General features: G+C 70.2%; 19 protein-coding genes. 11 read left to right on the top strand and 8 right to left on the bottom strand.

The features are described from left to right. Nucleotides 1-48: 48 nt before the first annotated feature. On the bottom strand, nucleotides 49-1,146 hold the full coding sequence (locus ACYVKL_RS24010) for a DUF3027 domain-containing protein (RefSeq protein WP_379168200.1): 1,098 nt from the start codon (nucleotides 1,144-1,146) through the stop codon (nucleotides 49-51). 17 nt (nucleotides 1,147-1,163) lie between these two features. Between ACYVKL_RS24010 and ACYVKL_RS24005 the strand changes: the two genes are divergently transcribed. The 3 genes from ACYVKL_RS24005 to ACYVKL_RS23995 all read left to right on the top strand — a co-directional run bounded on the left by ACYVKL_RS24005 (nucleotide 1,164) and on the right by ACYVKL_RS23995 (nucleotide 4,771). Then, nucleotides 1,164-1,958 carry a glutaminyl-peptide cyclotransferase gene (locus tag ACYVKL_RS24005; protein WP_379168198.1) on the top strand — a complete coding sequence of 265 codons (795 nt, stop codon included), beginning with the start codon at nucleotides 1,164-1,166 and terminating at the stop codon, nucleotides 1,956-1,958. A 93-nt stretch (nucleotides 1,959-2,051) separates the two neighbouring features. Continuing rightward, a complete protein-coding gene (locus tag ACYVKL_RS24000; protein WP_379168195.1) occupies nucleotides 2,052-4,181 on the top strand; it encodes an MFS transporter in 2,130 nt (709 codons plus the stop codon). Next, a complete protein-coding gene (locus ACYVKL_RS23995; protein ID WP_379168193.1) occupies nucleotides 4,178-4,771 on the top strand; it encodes a DUF2771 family protein in 594 nt (197 codons plus the stop codon). The genes ACYVKL_RS24000 and ACYVKL_RS23995 overlap by 4 nt, the downstream gene beginning before the upstream one ends. 99 nt (nucleotides 4,772-4,870) lie before the next feature. Here the strand turns inward: ACYVKL_RS23995 and ACYVKL_RS23990 are convergent, their stop codons facing one another. Next, nucleotides 4,871-5,311 (bottom strand): cold-shock protein, encoded by a 441-nt coding sequence (locus ACYVKL_RS23990; RefSeq protein ID WP_379168879.1) that lies wholly within the window; start codon nucleotides 5,309-5,311, stop codon nucleotides 4,871-4,873. A gap of 137 nt (nucleotides 5,312-5,448) precedes the next feature. Between ACYVKL_RS23990 and ACYVKL_RS23985 the strand changes: the two genes are divergently transcribed. The 4 genes from ACYVKL_RS23985 to ACYVKL_RS23970 all read left to right on the top strand — a co-directional run bounded on the left by ACYVKL_RS23985 (nucleotide 5,449) and on the right by ACYVKL_RS23970 (nucleotide 9,632). Then, nucleotides 5,449-5,679, top strand: coding sequence for a hypothetical protein (locus tag ACYVKL_RS23985; RefSeq protein ID WP_357198322.1), 231 nt, complete (start codon nucleotides 5,449-5,451; stop codon nucleotides 5,677-5,679). Nucleotides 5,680-6,072: 393 nt separating this feature from the next. Next, nucleotides 6,073-6,705, top strand: a complete 633-nt coding sequence (locus tag ACYVKL_RS23980) for a transglycosylase family protein (RefSeq protein WP_379168191.1) — start codon at nucleotides 6,073-6,075, stop codon at nucleotides 6,703-6,705. 166 nt (nucleotides 6,706-6,871) lie between these two features. Next, nucleotides 6,872-7,057, top strand: coding sequence for a hypothetical protein (locus ACYVKL_RS23975; protein WP_213558185.1), 186 nt, complete (start codon nucleotides 6,872-6,874; stop codon nucleotides 7,055-7,057). 301 nt (nucleotides 7,058-7,358) lie between these two features. Continuing rightward, nucleotides 7,359-9,632: a helicase-associated domain-containing protein gene (locus ACYVKL_RS23970; RefSeq protein ID WP_379168877.1), complete on the top strand. Its 2,274-nt coding sequence runs from the start codon at nucleotides 7,359-7,361 to the stop codon at nucleotides 9,630-9,632. A 67-nt stretch (nucleotides 9,633-9,699) separates the two neighbouring features. Here the strand turns inward: ACYVKL_RS23970 and ACYVKL_RS23965 are convergent, their stop codons facing one another. After that, a complete protein-coding gene (locus tag ACYVKL_RS23965) occupies nucleotides 9,700-10,230 on the bottom strand; it encodes an LppU/SCO3897 family protein (protein ID WP_213558186.1) in 531 nt (176 codons plus the stop codon). A gap of 328 nt (nucleotides 10,231-10,558) precedes the next feature. Continuing rightward, on the bottom strand, nucleotides 10,559-12,127 hold the full coding sequence (locus ACYVKL_RS23960; protein WP_379168190.1) for an endoglycoceramidase I: 1,569 nt from the start codon (nucleotides 12,125-12,127) through the stop codon (nucleotides 10,559-10,561). Nucleotides 12,128-12,344: 217 nt separating this feature from the next. Here ACYVKL_RS23960 and ACYVKL_RS23955 point away from each other — a divergent pair, with 217 nt between their 5' ends. The 3 genes from ACYVKL_RS23955 to ACYVKL_RS23945 all read left to right on the top strand — a co-directional run bounded on the left by ACYVKL_RS23955 (nucleotide 12,345) and on the right by ACYVKL_RS23945 (nucleotide 16,187). Then, the gene (locus tag ACYVKL_RS23955; RefSeq protein WP_213558187.1) at nucleotides 12,345-14,003 is read left to right on the top strand and encodes a DNA repair helicase XPB; all 1,659 of its coding nucleotides are present in this window, start codon (nucleotides 12,345-12,347) and stop codon (nucleotides 14,001-14,003) included. A 37-nt stretch (nucleotides 14,004-14,040) separates the two neighbouring features. Further along, entirely contained in the window at nucleotides 14,041-14,709 is a 669-nt protein-coding gene (locus ACYVKL_RS23950) for a DUF3239 domain-containing protein (RefSeq protein ID WP_379168189.1), read from the top strand. A 74-nt stretch (nucleotides 14,710-14,783) separates the two neighbouring features. Then, the gene (locus tag ACYVKL_RS23945; protein ID WP_379168187.1) at nucleotides 14,784-16,187 is read left to right on the top strand and encodes a M1 family metallopeptidase; all 1,404 of its coding nucleotides are present in this window, start codon (nucleotides 14,784-14,786) and stop codon (nucleotides 16,185-16,187) included. A 48-nt stretch (nucleotides 16,188-16,235) separates the two neighbouring features. Here ACYVKL_RS23945 and ACYVKL_RS23940 read toward each other — a convergent pair whose 3' ends face one another. The 3 genes from ACYVKL_RS23940 to ACYVKL_RS23930 form a co-directional block, all read right to left on the bottom strand. Continuing rightward, nucleotides 16,236-16,880, bottom strand: coding sequence for a LysE family translocator (locus tag ACYVKL_RS23940; protein ID WP_379168186.1), 645 nt, complete (start codon nucleotides 16,878-16,880; stop codon nucleotides 16,236-16,238). A 105-nt stretch (nucleotides 16,881-16,985) separates the two neighbouring features. Next, nucleotides 16,986-18,170, bottom strand: a complete 1,185-nt coding sequence (locus ACYVKL_RS23935) for a pyridoxal phosphate-dependent aminotransferase (protein WP_379168184.1) — start codon at nucleotides 18,168-18,170, stop codon at nucleotides 16,986-16,988. Between the two features lie 44 nt (nucleotides 18,171-18,214). Then, the gene (locus ACYVKL_RS23930) at nucleotides 18,215-19,144 is read right to left on the bottom strand and encodes a sigma-70 family RNA polymerase sigma factor (RefSeq protein WP_379168181.1); all 930 of its coding nucleotides are present in this window, start codon (nucleotides 19,142-19,144) and stop codon (nucleotides 18,215-18,217) included. 101 nt (nucleotides 19,145-19,245) lie between these two features. Between ACYVKL_RS23930 and ACYVKL_RS23925 the strand changes: the two genes are divergently transcribed. Beyond that, a complete protein-coding gene (locus ACYVKL_RS23925; protein WP_379168179.1) occupies nucleotides 19,246-19,827 on the top strand; it encodes a GNAT family N-acetyltransferase in 582 nt (193 codons plus the stop codon). A 124-nt stretch (nucleotides 19,828-19,951) separates the two neighbouring features. Here ACYVKL_RS23925 and ACYVKL_RS23920 read toward each other — a convergent pair whose 3' ends face one another. Next, nucleotides 19,952-21,046 carry a 3-deoxy-7-phosphoheptulonate synthase gene (locus ACYVKL_RS23920; protein WP_379168177.1) on the bottom strand — a complete coding sequence of 365 codons (1,095 nt, stop codon included), beginning with the start codon at nucleotides 21,044-21,046 and terminating at the stop codon, nucleotides 19,952-19,954. Nucleotides 21,047-21,085: the final 39 nt, after the last annotated feature.

Genomic DNA, 21,085 nt, shown 5'->3' with positions numbered 1-21,085 from the left:
CACCGCCGGGGTGAATCCGGCGGCGCTACCGGCGGTTCGGCGAACGGCTCAGTTCAACTCGGGGGATCCGGCCTCGGGTTCCACCGTCACCGCGTTCACCGCCCAGGCGTCGTCGTAGACCGCGTCCGGGTCGGCCGTCTCGAACACTCCGGGGTCGGCCTGCTCGGCCTCGGTCTCCCCGATCGCGACGGCGTCGCCGCCCTCGGTCACGACCGCGACCTCGGTCACCTCGACATCGGCGTCGACGACTCCGGCCTGCACGTCGGCGGCCTCGGTTCCCGACGGCGCGACCGCGGGGTCGGCGTCGGACGTCGAATCAGTGTCGGCCGCAGCCTTTTCGGCGCCCGGTTCGTCCGCTTCGGCGGATTCGCTCTCGGTAGCAGCAGTTTCCGGGCGGAGTTCGGCGATCGGGATCAGTTCCACGGCCGCATCGTCGTACGCCTCGTACAGCGGGGAGCCGTTGCCGGTGGGGAGTTCCACGTCCGAGTGCGCGCCGCAGCCGTAGGCCATGTGCACGACCCGCCCGTCCGCGCCCATGGCATTGCCGCACACGCCGAACGCGGCCCGCAGCGCGCCCGCGAGCGGAAGGTAGAAGCCGCAGCGGCCACAGGTGGACGGTGCGGCGCGAGCCATGTCGGTGTCGGGACCGAACTCGGAGAACCAGCGCTCGGCGGCCTCCTCGCGACCCTCGCGGGACAGCACCTGGGTGCGGCCGAGGCCGATCTCCAGCGCGACCTCGTCGACGGCCGGGTCACCGCTGGCGACGTAGCCGGGCACCAGGCGCGGGTCGCCGAGCGGCGGGGCCAGCAGGTCGCCGGGCGCCAGATCGCCGGGGCGGATGCGCTGGTCCCACGGAATGAAGTCGGGGGCCACCAGGGCGTCGGGGCCGGGCAGCAGCGCCGACTCGCTGACGGTGGCGACGGTCGCCTCCGGCGGGGCCGCCACCACGACCGCCCACTGCCAGCCGTGATAGCCGGGCAGGGTGGCCTCGAAGTGGTGGGTGGCCGAGGATTCGTCCTCGCCGGTCACGCCCAGATGCGCGCCCACGCCGATCGGTTCCAGATCCAGGAGCGCACGGCGGGCCAGCTGGACCGCCTCCGCCAGGATCGGCCGCACACCGGACTCGGATACTCCTACCGCGCTCACGCCCTACATTTTGCCGTATGGAGCGCAAACACCGTGCACCGGTAGCGGCCGTCACGATCACGCTGTCCACGGCCCTGGCCCTGGCCGGGACCATCAGCGGCTGCACCAGCGCCGACAACACGCCGAAGTGGCGTGCCGAAGTGGTCGCGACTCGGCCGCACGACCCGGGCGCGTTCACCGAGGGACTGGAAGCCGACGGGTCGGTCCTCTACGAGAGCACCGGACTCAACGGTCGTTCGTCCGTCCGGTCCACCGACCTGAACACCGGCGCCGAGATCGCGCGCGCCGACCTGCCCGCCACCCTGTTCGGCGAGGGCATCACCCGGGCCGGGGACCTGCTCTGGCAGCTCACCTGGAAGGACGGCATCGCCATCGCCCGAAACCCGGCCACCCTGGCCGAGATTCGCACGGCCCACATCGACGGCGAGGGCTGGGGGCTGTGCACCCGGGGCGACCGCGTGATCATGAGCAACGGCGGCGCGACGCTGACCTTCCGCGACCCGCAGACCTTCGCGGTCACCGGCACGGTGACGCTGACCAGCCACAAGAACGTCGAACTCAACGAACTGGACTGCGCGCCGGACGGTTCCGTCTACGCCAACACCTGGGCCACCGACACCATCCTGCGCATCGACCCGGACACCGGTGAGGTACTGGCCGCCATCGACGCCTCCGGCCTGCTCCCCAGCAGCGCTCGCACCCCGGACACCGATGTCCTCAACGGCATCGCCCATCTGCCCGGCACCGATCATTTCCTGCTCACCGGCAAAAAGTGGCCGACGTCCTACGAAGTGCGCTTCGTCCCTGCCTGATCCGTCCCGAAACGACCGGTCTCTCCGAACTTGTGGCGGCCCACACCGGCGGTAGTGCAGCCGCCGGACCGCGGCACTGCAAGAATTGGGGGCGTGACTGCTCCCCGTGACCCCGGTACCGATCCCGGTCGCTGGGGCGACGAGGACTCCCCCTTGATCGAACGGCATCCGGGGTACGACCGCTATCCGCCCGCGAACACCGCGGGCCGTCGCCCCCTGCCGCCGCGCGGCGACGACGACATGCCGGAATTCCTCGCCCGGCGCGCACCCACGCGTCCCGCCGACCCGCCCGCCGGATCGGGTGGCAAACCCCCTGGCGACGCACCGCGCGCACCGGAGGAGCACACGTCCCGCTGGGCCCGCCGCCGCCACGGCAAAGCGGACACCCGGGACACGCCCGGGGACAACCCGCCGACCCGGCCGTACGAGACACGGCCGGCCAACGGAACCGCGAGCGAGCCGGAAGCCTGGCAGCAGCCGCACGACTTCAACACGACCCGGAAAGTGCGCTACGACTCGGCGTCCGGGCACCCCCACGAGCCCGAGGACGCGTCCCGGCGCGGGCAGGCGCCACAGCGCCATCCCTCGAAGCCTCCGCATCCGTCCGGCCCCGAGCGGTACGACGCGGAGTCGTCGCCCGCTGATCGGGGACATTCGACACGCCCCGAGCACACCCGGCCGGCGGACACCGAACCCCCGGAAACGGCTCACACCCAGGCATTTTCGTCCGAAGCCGGCGACCAGGACAGCGGCGGGCTGCACAAGCCGCCCCGGAAACTGACCGTCACCCGGGTCGCGGCGCGCCGCAGCATCGAACTGACGCAGAGCGGTTTCGCCACCTTCCAGCGGGCGGCCAAGGCCGACGGCGCCGAGGAATCGGGGCTGACCGCGCTCGTCTACGCCACCATGGCGAACTTCGCGACCGACGCGGCGATCGCGGTGGCCCTGGCCAATACGTTGTTCTTCGCCAGCGCGACCGCGGAATCGGTCACCAAGGTGGCGCTGTACCTGGTGATCACCATCGCGCCGTTCGCGGTGATCGCACCGGTCATCGGGCCCATGCTGGACCGGCTGCAACACGGCCGCCGGGTCGCGCTGGCCGGATCGTTCGCGATCCGCGTGCTGGTGGCCGGACTGCTGATCTTCAACATCGACAACTGGGCGCTGTACCCGCTGGCGCTGTGCATGATGGTGCTCAGCAAATCGTTCTCGGTGCTGAAGTCCGCGGTCACCCCGCGTGTGCTGCCACCGGGAATCGACCTGGTGCGCACCAACTCTCGACTCACCGTCTTCGGGCTGGTCGGCGGCACCCTGTGCGCGGGCGGCGTGGCCGCGCTGATCGCCAAGGTGACCGGCTCGACCGGCGCGCTGCTCTTCGCCGCCGCGCTCGCCGCCGCGGGCGCGTTCCTGAGCCTGCGCATCCCGGCCTGGGTGGAGAACACCGAGGGCGAGGTGCCCGCCACCCTCGGCTACCACGGCGGCGATTCCCGCACCGAGGTGCTGGACCCGAGCCGGGCCGGCGACGTGCCGCCCACCAAACGCCGTCAGCCGCTGGGCCGTTCGGTGGTGACGGGCCTGTGGGGCAACAGCACGGTGCGCGTGCTGACCGGCTTCCTCACCTTCTACGTCGCGTTCGTGGTGAAGACCACCGGCCATCACGGCGTGCAGCAGATCGCCATGCTGGGCATCGTGGGCGCGGCCGCCGCGATCGGCAACTTTGCCGGCAACGCCACCGGCGCGCGCATGAAACTCGGCCGCCCGCAACTGATCGTGCTGCTCTGCACCCTCGCCTGTGTCGCCGCCGCGATCGCCGCGGCGATCCTGAACAGTCTGATGGGCGCGGCCATCGCCACCCTGATCGCGGCGGGGGCGAGCGCCCTGGCCAAGGTGTCGCTGGACGCCTCCATCCAGGACGACCTGCCGCCCGAATCCGTCGCCTCCGGCTTCGGCCGCTCCGAGACCGTGCTGCAGCTGGCGTGGGTGCTGGGCGGCGCGCTGGGCGTGCTGCTGCCCACGCTGTGGATGCCGACCATGTGGTGGAAGGGCTTCGCCGTGGTCTGCGTCATCATGGCGCTGGGCTTGATCCAGACGGTGGTCAGCTACCGTGGTCATTCGCTGCTGCCCGGTTTGGGCGGTAACCGACCTCAGCACGCCAAGCAGGAGATCCCCGCCGCGCACGGCGCGGGAGGAACCCAACCCGTAAACGGACAGGAAACCCGGTGAGCCAACCCAAAGCCCGCACGATCATCGCGCTGCTGGCGGTTCTAGTCGTGGTGGCCGTGGCCTATTTCGCCGCGATCGTGGTCATCGCCCGCCATACCGACAAGTCCGATCCGGAGATCACGGCGTACGCGCACGGGAAGTCCGTGACGGTGAATCCCTTCCTGTACTGCGACCTCGAGATCTCCAAGGAACACCTCTCGATGGGCAAGTGCAACACCACCGAAGCCGTCTCCAACCTCGACGTGCCGCCCGGTTCCACGATCCAGCTGTCGCTGCCCAAGGAGATCGCCGACGCGCCCTGGGAACTGCTGATCGGGTACCGCCTGGCCAACAACAAGGCCGACGCGGAGATCCTCACCTACAAGGAGCCCTGGAAGCTGTCCGGCAAGCCGGAACGCGACAAGGACGCCAAGTGGGACCACCCGCGCACGCTGACCATCAAGACCCCCGCCAACGAGCATGTGCAGCTGGCCATCATGGAGATGCACCTGCCCGTCCCCGCGCGTGACGAAGCCGGCAACGAAGGCATCATCTCCCGCGGCATCTGGGCGGTGCACACGCCCGCGTTCGACCCCGCGCTGTTCAGCTGAGACCCGGACCCTGCCGAGACAGGGTCCGGCCCAACACGAAACGGGCCCCGGTGATCGAATCACCGGGGCCCGCTCGCTGTTTCGAGCTGTGCGGTCGACCTAGTGGTCGAGCTCCCGCGCGACGCCGCGCACCACTTCGGCGATGCGCTGGGCGGTCTTGCGGTCGGAGTACTTGCCGCGCCGCAGATCCGGCTGCACCTTGGTCTCCAGCAGCGTGATCATGTCCTCGATGAGGCCGTGCAGCTCGTCCGGGGACTTGCGGTCGATGGGGGCGCCGTCGGTGCGGCCGCCGCGGCCACCGCGCTCACCCCGGCCGCCGCGCTCCTCGCGCAGGGTGGGGGTCTCCAGCAGCTTCAGCGAAAGCGCCTGCGGGCCACGGCGACCCGCGGCCATACCGAACTCGACACGCTGTCCGGGCTTGAGCACCTCGACACCGTCGGGCAGCGCCGACGATCGAACATAGACGTCTTCTCCCTCATCCTGGGACAGGAAGCCGAAGCCCTTTTCGACGTCGTACCACTTCACCTTGCCGGTCGGCACTGCGCTCACCCGTTCGTCATTCCAGCCCGGCGTGACCGGGCAAAAGAACGCGCCCCACACAGCTATGCAGGACGCGACTGAGCTTCGAGTCTACCCCGGTGCGAATAGCCCGAGCACATCAGTTTTACGGTCTCGAGGTGTCCAATACTTCTTCCGAGCAGACCCCTCGCCGTTCGGCGAGCTGGCTGCTCTATGTCGCCATGGGGTTGTTCGCGATCGGATTGCTGGCGGTTTTCGCGATCTTCGGCGTCGGACTGCTGACCGATTCGAAGCCGGGGGTGTGGCTGTACCTGCTGGCGATGTGCGCGCCGCTGGGCTTCCTGCTGTCGATCGTCTACGCGCTGTGGTCGGGACGCCGGGCGCGCTGAGATTGCCCAGTTCGTTACCCGGCCACACATGTGATCTTCGTCACATAACAGAAGGGTCACGGACTGGTGACGGACGCCTATCGGTCGAGACTCGCCGCGACCACCTGCACAGACGCCCCACGGAACCCGTTGTGCCGGTAAGTGACCCGGACGGACACGACGGTTACCAAATGGTGATTTTTCCCGGCGGGCGTCGTAATGTTCTCCACCAGCCGGGTCAGCCCGGCGCCACCGGCCCGCCGCACCGAACTTCGCCCCGCGGGTACGGACCCCCAACTGGAACAAGGGGCGAAGACGAGGCATAGCGCACGCTATGTGCGCCGGGCCGGACGACCTCTCAGTCCGACCCCGGTAGTCGGCCTCGCAAGCGCGTACGAGAGGAAAGACCCGAAAATGAGTGGACGCCATCGCAAGCCGACCAACACCGGCCGCACCGTCGCCAAGGTTGCCCTGACCGGCATCGCCCTGGGTGGCGCAGGAGTGGCCATGGCAGGGAACGCCAGCGCGGCACCCGACTCCGACTGGGATCGCCTCGCACAGTGCGAAGCCGGCGGCAACTGGGGCATCAACACCGGCAACGGTTTCCAGGGCGGACTGCAGTTCTCCCCCGGCACCTGGACCGCCCACGGCGGCGGCGAATACGCCCCGACCGCCAACCAGGCCACCCGCGACCAGCAGATCGCGGTCGCCGAGAAGGTGCTCGCCACGCAGGGCTGGGGCGCCTGGCCCGCCTGCTCCTCGAGCCTCGGCCTCTCCAGCTCCGCCACCCCCCGCCAGGCTCCCGCGCCCGCCGCGTCCGATGTCCCGCAGTGGGCTCCGCAGCAGGCGGGTCCCGGCGCCGGAACCAACGGCACGCAGGAAGTCTTCCAGGCCGTGGACCGCGCCATCGCGGTCGCCCAGCAGCAGGGCATCCAGATCCCGCAGCCCGCACTGGATTTCCTCAACGCCACCAAGGCCAACGGCACCCAGCTCGACCCGACGGTCGTGAACTTCTTCCAGGCGAACAAGGGCCTGCTGCCCCAGTAACAGCCCAGTGCTTCCCCGAATGCCCCGCATCGACGATGCGGGGCATTCGTCATTTCCGGGGTGTTCGCGAGGATTGACCGCAGGTTGCTGACGGAACGCCATGATGGGCGCGAACTTCCGGGTGCCGGGGCGGGCGGCCGATGGGGGCGCATGCCAGAATGAGCTCGTGGTGAACAAATCGAACAAGCCCTATGTGGACAATGGCTGGCCGGAGACCAACGGCGATCACGCGGTCACCGAGCTCTCCTCGACGCGCTCCGGTGGACTCTCGCCCTACGGCGAGGACATGGAGTTCCCGCTCCCGGTCGAGCAGCTGCCCTACGTGCACCCGCACACCATCGTCAACCGCTGATCCGAGGTTCGACCGACAACCATGCGGTTAACGGCGCTCGTTCCCGGGCGGCCGCCGCGCCTACGATTCCAGGCCCTGCCTACCGCCTGGTCGCCGCGGCGGTCGCTGAACCGCGCCCGCACTCCCCGACGGATCGGGTGAAGTGACCGAAACCCCCACCCCGACGGGCGCCACCGACGCGCCCGCCGATTCCGAGGCCACGCCCGCCGATTCCGCGGATGCCACGTCGGCCGAGGCCGCCGATGCCACGTCGAATCCGGCCGCTCGCCCCGCCAAGAAGGCGGCCGCCGCCCGCGCGGATCTGACTCTGGCCGAGTGGCTCGCCAAGCGCGCCGACGACGAACTCGTGACCCTGCTGGAGCTGCGCCCCGATCTGGCCGTGCCGCTGCCCGCCTCGATGGCCGTGCTGGCCGCCCGGACCGAGCAGCGCGCCTCCGTGCTGCGGGCGGGCGACGAGCTGAACACCCTCGACTTCGCCGTCATCGAAACCCTGATCGTGCAGGGCGCCGGAGACGGCCGCCACGGCGCGCCACTGCCCGCCAAGACCCTGCGCAAGCTGCTCTCGGACCGAGTGCCCGCCACGCCCGTGAACGCGGCGCTGGCCAAGCTGCGCGCCCGGGCCCTGGTGTGGGGCCCCGACACCGGCCTGCGCGTGACGCCCGCCGCGCAGGAGGCGCTGCCGTGGCCGCTGGGCAGCACCACCGAACTCCCGGACGCGCTCACCGAACCCGAGATCACCGCGGCCCTGGCCGCGGCCACGCCGCAGGAACGCGCCCTGCTGGACAAGCTGGCGAGCACCGGCCCGCGCGGGCGCACCCGCGACGCCGCGCCCGGCACCCCGGCCGAGCGGCCGGTGCAGCGGCTGCTGGCGCAGCGACTGCTGAACTGGATCGACGACGAGACCGTGGAGCTGCCGGTCTCGGTGGGCCAGGTGCTGCGCAACGAGCCGGTCACCGATCCGCACGCGCTGGCCGCCCCGCACCCCGACACCATCAAGCACGCCCCCGCCGACATCAACGCGGTGGCCGCGGGTGAGGTGGGAGAACTGTTGCGGCACAGCGCCTCCGTGCTGGAGGTGCTGGGTCGCGCGCCCGCGCCCGTGCTGCGTTCCGGCGGCCTCGGGGTGCGCGAACTGCGCCGTGTCGCCAAGCAGACCGGCATCGACGAGGACCGCCTCGGCCTGCTGGCCGAGCTGCTGGCCGCGGCCCGGCTGATCGACAAGGGCACACCCGAACCCGCCCCCGAGGGCGACGGCACCGACGACTTCTGGACCCCCACCACCACCTCCGACGCGTGGCTCGCCGTGGTGCCGCCGCGCCGCTGGACGGTGCTGGCGCAGGCCTGGCTGGAGCTGGACCGGCTGCCGTGGATGATCGGGCTGCGCGACGCCAATGACAAACCCCTGGCGGCGCTGTCGGCGGAACTGCGCACCGTCTACGCCGTCCGCGACCGGCACGCCGTACTGAGCCTGCTGGCCGAATTCCCGCCCGGCACCGAGGTTTCCGCCGCCGACCTGGGCCGCATCCTGGCCTGGCGGGAGCCCCGCCGCCGCCGGCACTACCGGCTGGAGGCGGTGCGCAGCACCCTCGCCGAGGCCGAGGCGCTCGGGCTGATGGCGCGCGGAGCGGTCACCTCCGCGGGCCGCGCGCTGCTGCACGGCAGCCCCGAGGACGCCGAATCCGAGATGGCGAACGCGCTGCCCGCGCCGGTGGATCACGTACTGGTGCAGGCGGATCTGACGGTGATCGCGCCGGGCCCGCTGGTGCCGGAACTCCAGGACCGGATCGCCATGGTCGCCGACGTCGAATCCGCGGGCGCGGCAACGGTTTACCGCATCGGCGAGACCTCGGTGCGCCGCGCCCTGGACGCCGGGGCGACCGCCGCCGAACTGCATCACCTGTTCACCACGCACTCCCGCACCCCGGTCCCCCAGTCGCTGACCTACCTGATCGACGACGTGGCCCGCCGGCACGGCCGGCTGCGCGCGGGCATGGCCCAGAGTTTCGTGCGCAGCGAGGATCCGGCGCTGCTGGCCGAGGTGCTGGCCGCCCCGGTCGCGGGTGAACTGGCCCTGCGCGCGGTGGCTCCGACGGTCGCCATCTCCCAGGCCCCGCTGGGCGAGGTGCTGGAGCGGCTGCGCGCGGCCGGTTTCAGCCCGGCGGGCGAGGATTCCGCGGGCACCATCGTCGACCTGCGGCCGCGCGGCGCCCGGCTGCCCGCCCGGCAGCGCCCGCATCCGAACTGGCGGCCCAACCCGCCCAGCACCGAGCAACTGCAGTCGCTGGTGGCCGAACTCCGTGCCGGGGAACGCGCCGCGCACGCCCGGGCCGGGCAGGCGGTCCGCTCCGACGGCTCCCGCACCAGCACCCAGGCCACGCTCAACCTGCTGCAACTGGCCGCCCGCACCCGCCGCCGCGTCCACATCGGCTATGTGGACGCCCAGGGCGTCGCCTCCCAGCGCGTGGTCGAACCCCTCAAGGTCGGCGGCGGCCAACTGGACGCCCTGGACCCGGTGACCGGCGCGGTCCGCCACTTCACTCTGCACCGCATCGCCTCGGTCGCCCTGGTCGAATAGGAAAAGCCCGGCACCCGAACGGCATTCGTCATGCCGCCCGCGCACCGGGCTCCGAGAGTTGGGCTACTTACCCCTTGGGGTTGCCCAGGCAGAACGTGGTCTTGGGGTCGGGGATGATGCGGAAGCCGATGGCGGTGCTCGCATCACAGGCGAATTCGTCGGCCTGTCCGTCGATCCGGTCGATCACCTTGAACGACGCTTCGGGGGCGGTGCAAGCCACGAACTTGTAGCCGGTGGTCTGGCTCTCGTTGTAGCAGGCGCCCTTCTTGAAGTTGGGGCTCAGGCATAGGAAGGCGGTGGTGCCGCCGTTGAGGGTCTCCTCGTAGGAGGTCTGCTCTTCCTTGCAGTCGGCCTTCTTGTCCGAGACCGCGGCGACCTTGTAGACGGCCTTCTGGTCGGAGCAGTCGACGGGCGCGGTCTTGGAGTCGGTCGCCGAGCCCTCGATCACGTTGATGCAGTCGCCCACCTTGGATTTGGCGGTGTCGGACTTGCTGGCGTTCTGGAGCATCGAACAGCCGGAGACGGCCAGTACGGCTACGGCCACCGCCACGAGGGCGAGCACGAGGCGCACCAGCGTCCTCGTTCCTGCGAACTTCACTAGCGAAAACCTTTCTCACCGAACCGTTCACGGCTGTGAACGCGGTGAGAATACCCGTGTGCCGCCCGGACCCGCATCAGACAGCGGGTTATGTCCGGACGACATCACCGATTCAGTGGTGCGGGAGCATCGACAGGCCGTGCATGCCCAGCCACGAGAGGTTGATGAGCAGGGTGGGGAGGGTACTGAGCATCGGCAGGCCGAAGTACAACACGATTGGTTACCTCTCGAGAGAACAAACTGGGCGCGTGACCAATAGCGCCCCTTTGCCGGGGTGTCGGTTCCCGCGCCCCGCTCGTTACACAAGCGCGGCAATAGCTTTCACGCATTACCGGGCCGAACCGGTCCCCGAACCACTCCCGGAACCCGAATCCGCCGACCCGCTCGCCGAGCCGCTGCCCGCCGACCCGCTCGCCGAACCACTGGCCGAGCCCGTCCCGATCGGACCACTGGGCACGGTCGCACCCTTCGAGCCCGGCCGGTTGACGTAGACCGTGACCGGCGTCGAGGCGTCCGCTTCCACCGTCACCACCCGCGCACCCGCCGCGGAGGTCACGTGGCCGCCGTCCACCCGCACCGCGTACCCGTCCGGGTAGTGCACATCCGAGGTGTAGATCTCGGTCGGCCCGGACCCCGCGCGCGGGGTGTAGCGGTAGGCGAAGTCGCCGGTGTCGGGGTCGAAGATCATCCGGCCCGGCGTGCCCGCGGTCGCGCGCGGATAGGTGCGTACCAGCTGCTTGCCGATATCCCCGAGGAACGGGTCGGGCTTGGGCCCGCCGGCCCCGAACCGCGAGGTGTAGGTCCAGTACTGCCAGCTCACGAAGCGGTCGTCGGCGCGGATCAGGGTATTGCGCAGCACGGTCGCGTCGCCGTCGCCGAATTCGGTGACCAGGGTCGGCAGCTGGGTGCGCGCGGTGAGGGCGTCGATATTGCCCCAGGTCTTGTCCTGTTGCATCGGGCACAGCCCGCGCAGGAAGGTCGGCAGGTTCATGTAGATGGCCAGCTGGCTGGGCACGCAGTAGTCGTGCGGCGCGAACGCGATGTCGGGCGCGCTGATCGGCGGGTTCTTGCCCAGGTTGCTGGGCATGGTCTCGTTCCAGGTGACGTTGGGTTCCCACAGCACCATGAGGTCGCCGTTGCGGCCGCGCACCGCGTCGGTCAGCTTCTGCATGGCCGCTTGATATTTGACGTCGAAGCCCGGGCAGCCGTTGGGGAAGCAGGACAGGAACGCCGTGCCCGGCCAGGGTTCGTTGAGCAGTTCGATGCCCATCGCCCCGGGGTGGCCGCTCATCTTCGCGGCGAGCGCCCCGAGCGCGTCACCGAGGTAGTCGAGGGCGCCGTAGGAGTTGTTCCACACCTCGTCCCAGCCCGCGTTCATGCTGGGCATCAGGTAGTACAGCGGGAAGCCGACATTCGGTTCGCCGGCGCCGGGCCGGGCGTGGATGGCCCATTCCGGAAAACCGTTGCCGCCCCACACCTTCGACAGCCCGTCCTGGTGGTTGTCGAGCACGGTGTGGATCCCGTATTCGGCCAAGGTGTCCACGACACCGGCGACCCGATCGAGATACGCGGTGTCGACCACGCCCTTGGTGGGCATCAGCGCGTCGAAGGACACGCCCAGCCGGACGGTGTTGAAGCCGTGTCCGGCCAGCAGCGCGGCATCGTCGGCGGTGACGGTGAGCCCGTCCCCCGCGTTGAGGTACGGCGGCTCCTTGTCGACATTGTTGACCCCGTGCAGCAGCACGACCCGGCCACTGTCGTCCACGAAGCGTGCGCCGTCGGCGTGAATCCGCGTGACGGTCGCGGCGGTGGGCGCGGCGTCGGCGACGGCGGCGGGCGCCATCACCCCGCCCGCGAGGGCTGCGGCGAGCAGCCCGCGCATCCAGCGTCTCTGCATCTTTTTCAGTTCTCTCAGGTCAATAAGCCATATGGACAAGCGTCCAAGTTTCGAGTGATCGTAGCCACCAAAACTTTGGTCTTGACCGTTTTGACGGAATCACCCCGGTTTCCCGGCGCCTTGCCAGGGCACAGGACGCAGGTCACGTGGCATTGTCGGTGGGTTCCTGGAGAATGGTTGAGGCCCGTTTCGGGCCCGGACTCACCCAGGAGGTGTCGTGACCGACGGTCCACTCATCGTGCAGAGTGACAAGACGCTGCTGTTGGAGGTCGATCATGAGTCGGCCGGAGCAGCACGGCAGGCCATCGCGCCGTTCGCGGAACTGGAACGCGCGCCCGAGCACGTGCACACCTATCGGGTGACGCCGCTCGCCCTGTGGAACGCGCGGGCCGCGGGCCACGACGCCGAGCAGGTGGTGGACGCTCTCGTCAGCTTCAGCCGGTACGCGGTGCCGCAGCCGCTGCTGGTCGACATCGTCGACACCATGGCCCGCTACGGGCGGCTGCAGTTGATGAAGCATCCGGCGCACGGGCTGGTACTGGTCAGCCTGGATCGCGCGGTGCTGGAGGAAATCCTGCGGCACAAGAAGATTCAGCCGATGCTGGGCGCGCGCATCGACGACGACACGGTGATCGTGCACCCGTCCGAGCGCGGCCGCATCAAGCAGATGCTGCTCAAGGTCGGCTGGCCCGCGGAAGATCTCGCCGGGTACGTGGACGGCGAGGCGCACCAGATCGACCTGGACTTCGAGACCGGCAACTGGCATCTGCGCGACTATCAGGAACTGGCCGCGGACTCGTTCTGGGCGGGCGGCTCCGGCGTGGTGGTGCTGCCCTGCGGCGCGGGCAAGACCATGGTGGGCGCGGCGGCCATGGCGAAGGCCAAGGCGACCACGCTGATCCTGGTCACCAACACCGTGGCCGGTCGGCAGTGGCGGCGCGAACTGCTCGCCCGCACCTCGCTGACCGAGGACGAGATCGGCGAATACTCCGGTGAGCGCAAGGAGATCCGCCCGGTCACCATCGCCACCTATCAGGTGATCACGCGCAAGACCAAGGGCGAGTACCGGCATCTGGAGCTGTTCGACAGCCGCGACTGGGGCCTGGTCATCTACGACGAGGTGCACCTGCTGCCCGCGCCGGTCTTCCGGATGACCGCGGACCTGCAGTCGCGCCGCCGGCTCGGACTGACCGCCACCCTGGTGCGCGAGGACGGCCGCGAGGGCGACGTGTTCTCGCTGATCGGCCCGAAGCGTTATGACGCGCCGTGGAAGGACATCGAGTCGCAGGGCTGGATCGCGCCCGCGGACTGCGTCGAGGTGCGGGTCACCCTGACCGATGCCGAGCGCATGGCCTACGCCACCGCCGAGCCGGAGGAGCGCTACAAGCTGTGCTCCACCGCGCGCACCAAACTGCCGGTGGTGGAGTCGATTCTGGCCCGGCACAAGGATGCGCCGAGCCTGGTGATCGGGGCGTACCTGGATCAATTGGACGAGCTGGGCGAGCATTTGAACGCGCCGGTCATCCAGGGTTCCACCCGCACCAAGGAGCGCGAGGAGCTGTTCGACGCCTTCCGCCGCGGGGAGATTCCGGTGCTGGTGGTGTCGAAGGTGGCCAACTTCTCCATCGACCTGCCCGAAGCGTCGGTGGCCGTGCAGGTTTCGGGCACCTTCGGGTCCCGGCAGGAGGAGGCGCAGCGGCTGGGGCGGCTGCTGCGACCGAAACACGACGGCGGCCAGGCTCACTTCTATTCGGTGGTCGCGCGTGACACGCTGGACGCCGAGTACGCCGCGCACCGACAGCGTTTCCTGGCCGAGCAGGGGTATGCCTATCGCATCACCGATGCGGACGACCTGCTGGGGCCAACGATAGGATAAGTGGAGGAAGAGCCTCCATAAGGCGGGAGGGACGTACGTGCGGCGCTTCGAATTCGCGGTGGACCGCGACCATGCCCGGGCGGTCAACGAGGTCGTCGCGTACCTGCGACGACTACGGATCTGGGCGTTCACGGCCGCGGCCGGGCTGGGACTGGGCACCGCGTTCCTGATCTGGGTGAACCACCCGTGGTCCTGGCTGCTGGCGGTGGCGTTCCTGGCCGCCGCGGTGACCGCGGCGTTCATCGGGTACTGGATGCCGCATCGCGGCCGGGTCGACAAGCTGTACGCGGCCGGCGCCCTGGTGCCCGCGGTGGTGTCGGAGACCAACGGGAACGGGGCCACCCTGCTGGCGCTGGTCGATCTGGCCAAGCCCAACACCCCCGGCCCCCGGTACGCGCTGGTGACCCGCACGGTCCGGTCCCTGCCCGGGCACCGGGCCCGCACCGGGGAGCGGGTGCCCGCCGTCACCGTGCGCGTGGATCGCGCGCCCGGCCCGGTCGGCGACCTGTGGCAGACGGTGAGCGCCATGCCGATCGCGTGGGGCACCCGGGACCTGAACATCATCGAACGCGCCCGCGAGGCCATCCACGAGGTCGAGTGGAAACTGCTCACCGACAACCTGGACCTGGCCACCAAGGTGCGCGGGGCCGACGCCAAGCGCCTGCTGCTGGACCCCCGGCAACTGCCGGAGGAGTTGCGCGGCTGAACGATCCGCGCCGGACGAGCCGATTACCATCGACGGGTCGGGTTTTCCTGCGGAGCAAGGGGCGGCTGGAGCGCATGGCTTGGAACTGGCGGTACGCGGTAGCGGGGGCGGTACTGCTCGCGGGCGCGAATGCGATTCCCGCGCACGCGGATTCGAGCGATCCACTGGCCGGTGCGCCGGGGGCGGGCGACCCCTACTACCCGATGGACGGCAACGGCGGCTACGACGTCGGCCACTACGACGTCACCCTCTCCTACGATCCCCCGTCCCATCAGCTGACCGGGTCCACCCGCGTCGACGCCGTCGCGACCCAGGCGCTGCGGGTGTTCGACCTCGATTACAGCGGGCCGGCCGTCTCCAAGGTGACGGTCAACAACCTGCCCGCCTGGTTCGACCGCAGCGGTGAGCACGAACTGGTCGTCACCCCCCTGATTCCGCTGCTCCCGGGCCTGCCGTTCACCGTGCAGGTGGAGTACGCCGGTGAGGTGACCGGCACCGAGGGCGAGGGCTGGGTGTTCTCGCCCAGCGGCGGCGCTTTCGTTGCGGGCGAACCGCATTCGGCGAGCAGCTGGTACCCGCTCAACGACACGCCGCTGGACAAGGCGACTTTCACGCTGCACGCCACGGTGCCGCAGGAGTGGGAGGTGATGTCGATCGGCGACAAGGTGTCCGACACCGTGCAGGGCGCGAACCGGACCGTGTCCTGGGAGATGCGCCAGCCGGTGGTCGGCTATCTGACCACCATCGCCGTCGACCGGTTCGAGTTCCTGGAACAGCGGCGCGCCAATGGAACTCCGCTGCTGAGCGCCTTCGCGCCGAACGCGACCAAGGGGCGCGACCTGGAGGCCCGGCTGCCCGAGATCCTGGACTTCCAGGAGCAGCTGTACGGCCCGTACCCGTTCGACACCGCGGGCGGCCTCTACGTCGACACCGGACTGCAGTTCTCGCTGGAGACCCAGTCCCGCCCGATCTACGCGCCCTGGACCGACCTGGGCACCGTGGTGCACGAGATCACCCACCAGTGGTGGGGCGATTCCATGTCGGTGAAGCAGTGGTCCGACATCTGCCTGAACGAGTGCTTCGCCAGCTACACCGCCGACTACCTGTGGCCGGAACGCAAGGACGGCAAGGACGTCGATGCCGACTACCGCGACACGGTCGCGAAATACCGTGACGACCCGAAGTTCTGGGAGATCGCGCTCCAGAACCCCGGCGAGGGCAGCGAATTCACCGCGGTCTACTACCGGGGGCCGCTGTTCCTGCACGCGCTGCGCCGGACCATGGGCGACGCCGCCTTCTTCCCCGCGGTCCGTGATTTCGTCATGGCGCACCGGTACGGCAACGCGTCGATGCCGGAGTTCCGGACCTTCCTGCAATCGCGCTCGCCGGTCGATCTGACCGGGTTCCTGGCCGCCTGGCTGGACCGCACCGACCGTCCGGCCGACGAGTTCCTCTATCCCGGCCCGCTGCGCGCCTGACCCGGCGCGGACGGAGGGCCCGCCGCAATTCGCCGGCGGGCGATCGGTTCAGGCGGGCAGCGGCCGGGTGCGGTCGGACAGCACCAGCGCGGCCATGGCGCCCAGCACGGTGCCGGTGACGTACCGCTGCGCACGCAGCCACAGCGGCCGTCGCGCCAGGAAGGTCGAGACCGCGCCCGCGCTCAGCACGATCAGCCCGTTCACGGTGACCGCGATGACGATCTGCACCGCGCCCAGCGACAGGCTCTGCAACCACACCCGCCCGTGCGCGGGCACCACGAACTGCGGGATCAGCGCCATGTACAGGATGGCGATCTTGGGGTTGAGCAGATTGGTGACCAGCCCCATGGCGAACAGCCGGCGGGCCGGATCCGCGGGGAGCTCGGTCGGCGCGAACGATGCGACCCCGCCCGGCCGCAGCGTCTTCCAGGCCAGATAGACCAGGTACAGCGCGCCCGCCACCTTCAACGCCAGATACAGCGCGGGCACCATGGCGAAGACCGCGGTGATCCCGGCCGTCGCGGCCGCCAGATACACCCCGAATCCGACCGCCACGCCGCCCAGCGACACCAGCCCGGCCCGCCGTCCCTGCGACACGGTCCGCGACACCAGATACATCATGTTCGGCCCCGGCGTGAGCACCAGCCCCAGCGCCGCGGCCGCCACTCCCAGCACCGCACTCGTCTCGATCACGTGACCGATTCTCCGGCCCAGCCGCACCGCTGTCGCGGGCCACTCGTCACCGACTGGACCGCGAACAGCAGGCCACGAACCCTCAGCCCGGGCGCGGACCGCGGGTTATCGGACCGCGTCCGCGTGGTGTCCGGCGCGCAGGCGGCGGACACCCTCGGCGATCGTTTCTTCCTTCTTGCAGAAGGTGAAGCGGACCAAGTGGTTCCAGGCAGGCTTGTCATCGGCGAACACACTGACCGGGACGGCGGCCACGCCCAGGCGTTCGGGGAGCTCGCGGCAGAAGTCGTAGGCGTCGGACGCGCCGAGCGGGGTGATGTCGGCGCAGACGAAATAGGTTCCGTCACTGCGTTTCACGCCGAAACCGGCCTCGGCGAGCGCGGCGGAGAGGCGGAGTCGCTTCTCGGAGAGGGTGTCCCGCAGCGCGGCCACCCAGGGCTGCTCGTTGTTCAGGGCGTGGGCGACGGCGGGCTGGAAGGGTCCGCCGCCGACGAAGGTGAGGAACTGTTTGGCGGCCAGCACCGCGTCCAGCAGCGGGGCGGGCGCGCAGGCCCAGCCGATCTTCCAGCCGGTGACGCTGAAAGTCTTGGCGGCGCTGGAGATCACGATGGTGCGCTCGAACATGCCGGGCAGCGTGGACAGGCTGATGTGCTCGTGCCCGTCGAAGTACAGGTGCTCGTACGCCTCGTCGGACATGACGTACAGGTCGTGTTCGATGGCGAGTTCGGCGATGGCGGTGAGATCCGCGCGGGAGAGCACGGTGCCGGTCGGGTTGTGCGGTGAATTCACCAGCAGCAGCCGGGTTTTCGGGGTGATGGCGGTGCGCAGGCTGTCCAGGTCGAGGGCGAAGCCGTCGCCGTCGGGCACCAGCCGGGCGGTGCGGCGGCGCGCGCCCGCCAGCGCGATGGCGGCCGCGTAGGAGTCGTAGTAGGGCTCGATGAGCACCACGTCGTCGCCGGGCTCGACCAGGCCGAGCACGGTCGCCGCGATGGCCTCGGTGGCGCCCACGGTGACCAGCACCTGGGTGTCGGGGTCGTAGTGGGTGCCGTAGCGGCGGGCCCGGTCGGCGGCGATGGCCTGCCGCAGGGCGGGTACGCCGCGCCCGGGCGGGTACTGGTTGAAGCCGTCGGCGATGGCCTGCCGGGCCACCTCGAGCATGCCGGCGGGGCCGTCGCTGTCCGGAAAGCCCTGGCCCAGGTTGACCGCGCCGTGGCGGACGGCCAGCTCGGTCATCTCGGCGAAGATCGTCGAAGCGAACGGCTGCAGACGGGCGACGGTCGGAATGCGCGGCATGTCCGGAGCCTAATCCATGGCCGGGAACGGCCGACGGCGGTGATTCAGCCCACAGGCGACAGCCGCAGTCCGGCCATCTTGTCCGGGTTGACCACGTCGTAGACGCCCCACACCCGGCCGTCGCGCACGGTGAAGGCGTACACCCGCTGCGGGCTGCCGGCGTCGCCGTCGCGCGCCGGGACGGCCCGGGCGAGGATGCCGAACTGTCCGTTGACCAGAACCGGCTCCAGCTCGCGGCCCGGGGTTACGTCGCCGGTGAGCTGGAAGCGGCGCCACAGTCCGAGCCACAGGCGCACGTTCTTGTCCACGCCCGCAACCACATTGACGGCCGTGGATACCTTGCCGCCGCCGTCGCCGACGGTGCGCACGTCCGGGTGCAGCGCGGCCACCACGGCCTCGATGTCCCCGGCGGCCAGCGCCGACAGCAGTTGCCGCACAGCGGCTTCGTGCTCGGCGTCGGCGACCGGTTCCGGCGCGGCCGTCACCGCCTTGCGGGCGCGGGTGGCCAGCTGGCGCGCGGCGTCCACGGAAACGTCCAGGATGTCGGCGATTTCGGTGAACGGCACCGAGAAGCCGTCGTGCAGTACGAAGGCCACGCGCTGCGGCGGCGTCAGCGTGTCCAGCACCACCAGGGCGGCGAAGCGGAACTCCTGTTTGCGCACCACGACGGCCAGCGGATCGGGGGTGCTGGAGGGTGTCACGGCGGAGACGACCGGCTCCGGGAGCCATTGCCCCGGATAGGTTTCACGCCGCACGGCCGCGCTGCGCAGCCGGTCCAGGCACAGCCGGCTGACCACGGTGGTGAGCCAGGCGCGCAGGTCGTGGATCTCGGATTGCCGGGCCACCGCGAGCCGTAACCAGCTCTCCTGCACCGCGTCCTCGGCATCGCTGACACTGCCGGTGAGCCGGTAGGCCACCGAGACCAGATGCGGCCGATGCGTTTCGAACAAGTCGGCGAGGAGAGCGGCAACCATCTCTTCGATGCTACGGCCGGGCACCGACAGCCCCGTCACCGACCTGTCTGTACCGGCAAATTACCGAACGCCCGTGCCCGATTCCGTGACAGCATGGCCGGATGGACGCGGAATTCCTCTCGGACGGCACGGTCTGGTTGTCGCCGCCCGCCGTCTCCGACATCGACGCCATCACCGCCCTCTGCCAGGAACCCTCGATCGGCGCCTGGACCACCATGCCGGTCCCGTATCACCGGGCCGACGCCGAGAAATTCGTCTACGACATCGTCGGCCCGGGCTGGGCCGCCCGCAGCCCCACCTGGGCGTTGCGCGGGGCGGCGGATGGCCCGGTGGTCGGCATGATCGGCCTGAGCCCGCTCTATCCGCGTCGCGACGACGAGACCGCGGAGATCGGTTTCTGGCTGTCCCGCACCGCGCGCGGCGCGGGCCTGATGACGCGGGCGGCCCGGCTGGTCTCGACGGCCGGTCTGGATCCGGCCGGGCTCGGCTTCGAGCGCCTGGAGTGGCGGGCCTTCACCGGCAACCATCCGTCCGCCGCCGTGGCGCGCCGCGCGGGCTTCCGATACGAAGGCCTGATCCGCGGCGGCGGTGTGCAGCGTGGCGTCCGCCGCGACATCTGGGTCGCGGGCCGGCTGCGATCGGATCCGCGCACCCCGAGCCCCGACTGGCCCGCGGACGTCTGACCCGGAAAAGCGTTCGGCCCACACCCGCCGGACTGGGTGTGGGCCGAACTCAGTGTGCACGCCGGACTCGTTCAGCGCGAGGCGAAATCGCTACGGGCCGGGTGCGGGTCTGCTCGCCGCCGGACTACGCGCGACCCACGCGGCGCTGGGCGACCGCGTCGGCGAGGCGCTCGAGCTGGGCGACGGTGGTGTCCCAGTCGATGCAGGCGTCGGTGATGGACTGGCCGTAGGTGAGCTCCTCCGGCTTGCCCAGGGTCAGGTCCTGGCGGCCCGCGACGATGAAGGACTCCATCATCAGGCCGACCACGGTGTCCTCGCCGCCGGCGATGCGCTCGGCCAGATCGGTGACGACGTCGACCTGCTTGTTGTGGTCCTTGTTGGAGTTGCCGTGCGAGGCGTCCACCACCAGGCGCTGCGGCAGCGCCGACTTCTCCAGCCGCAGCAGGGCTTCCGAGCAGGAGGCGGCGTCGAAGTTGGGGCCGTTGCTGCCGCCGCGCAGGATGACGTGGCAGTCCGGGTTGCCCGCGGTGCGGATCAGCGCGGAACGCCCGTCCAGGTCGGTGCCGGGGAACACGTGCGAGGCGGCCGCGGCGCGCACGCCGTCCACCGCGACCTGCACGTCGCCGTCGGTGCCGTTCTTGATGCCGACCGGCATGGACAGCGCCGAGGACAGCTGCCGGTGCACCTGGCTGGCCGCGGTACGGGCGCCGATCGCGCCGTAGGCGACCAGGTCGGCGATGTACTGCGGGGTGATCGGGTCCAGGAACTCGCACGCCACCGGCAGTCCGAGCGCGGTGATGTCGACCAGCAGGCGGCGGCCCAGGTCCAGGCCGGTGTTGATGTCGAAGCTGCCGTCCAGGTGCGGGTCGTTGATCAGACCCTTCCAGCCCAGCGTGGTGCGCGGCTTCTCGAAGTAGACGCGCATCACCACGTGCAGGCGGTCGTCCAGCTCGGCGGCCTTGGCGGCCAGCCGGCGGGCGTAGTCCATGGCGGCTTCGGGATCGTGGACCGAACACGGGCCGACGATCACCATGAGGCGGTCGTCGCTGCCGTTGAGCACGTCGACGGTGGCCTTGCGGCCGGCGCGGACGGTGTCGGCGAGGGTGTCGTCGATCGGGTGGGCGGCACGGACCTCGCGCGGCGAGCTCAGCGGGCTGACACTGAGCGTGCGCTGGTCATCGAGATCGGCGTGCCGTTCGAGATCGGCGGTGGTGGTCATGGGTGGTTTCCTTGTCCCAGGCCGACCCACGGAGAAACT

Source organism: Nocardia tengchongensis (assembly GCF_054781395.1).
This window is presented reverse-complemented; position numbering and strand designations above follow the sequence as displayed.

Bases quoted from the DNA above. Each gene is read 5' to 3' on its own strand.
- ACYVKL_RS23920 (WP_379168177.1), bottom strand. From the start codon at position 21,046: ATGACCACCACCGCCGATCTCGAACGGCACGCCGATCTCGATGACCAG.
- ACYVKL_RS23930 (WP_379168181.1), bottom strand. From the start codon at position 19,144: ATGGTTGCCGCTCTCCTCGCCGACTTGTTCGAAACGCATCGGCCGCAT.
- ACYVKL_RS23980 (WP_379168191.1), top strand. From the start codon at position 6,073: ATGAGTGGACGCCATCGCAAGCCGACCAACACCGGCCGCACCGTCGCC.
- ACYVKL_RS23935 (WP_379168184.1), bottom strand. From the start codon at position 18,170: ATGCCGCGCATTCCGACCGTCGCCCGTCTGCAGCCGTTCGCTTCGACG.
- ACYVKL_RS23960 (WP_379168190.1), bottom strand. From the start codon at position 12,127: ATGCAGAGACGCTGGATGCGCGGGCTGCTCGCCGCAGCCCTCGCGGGC.
- ACYVKL_RS23925 (WP_379168179.1), top strand. From the start codon at position 19,246: ATGGACGCGGAATTCCTCTCGGACGGCACGGTCTGGTTGTCGCCGCCC.
- ACYVKL_RS24005 (WP_379168198.1), top strand. From the start codon at position 1,164: ATGGAGCGCAAACACCGTGCACCGGTAGCGGCCGTCACGATCACGCTG.
- ACYVKL_RS23945 (WP_379168187.1), top strand. From the start codon at position 14,784: ATGGCTTGGAACTGGCGGTACGCGGTAGCGGGGGCGGTACTGCTCGCG.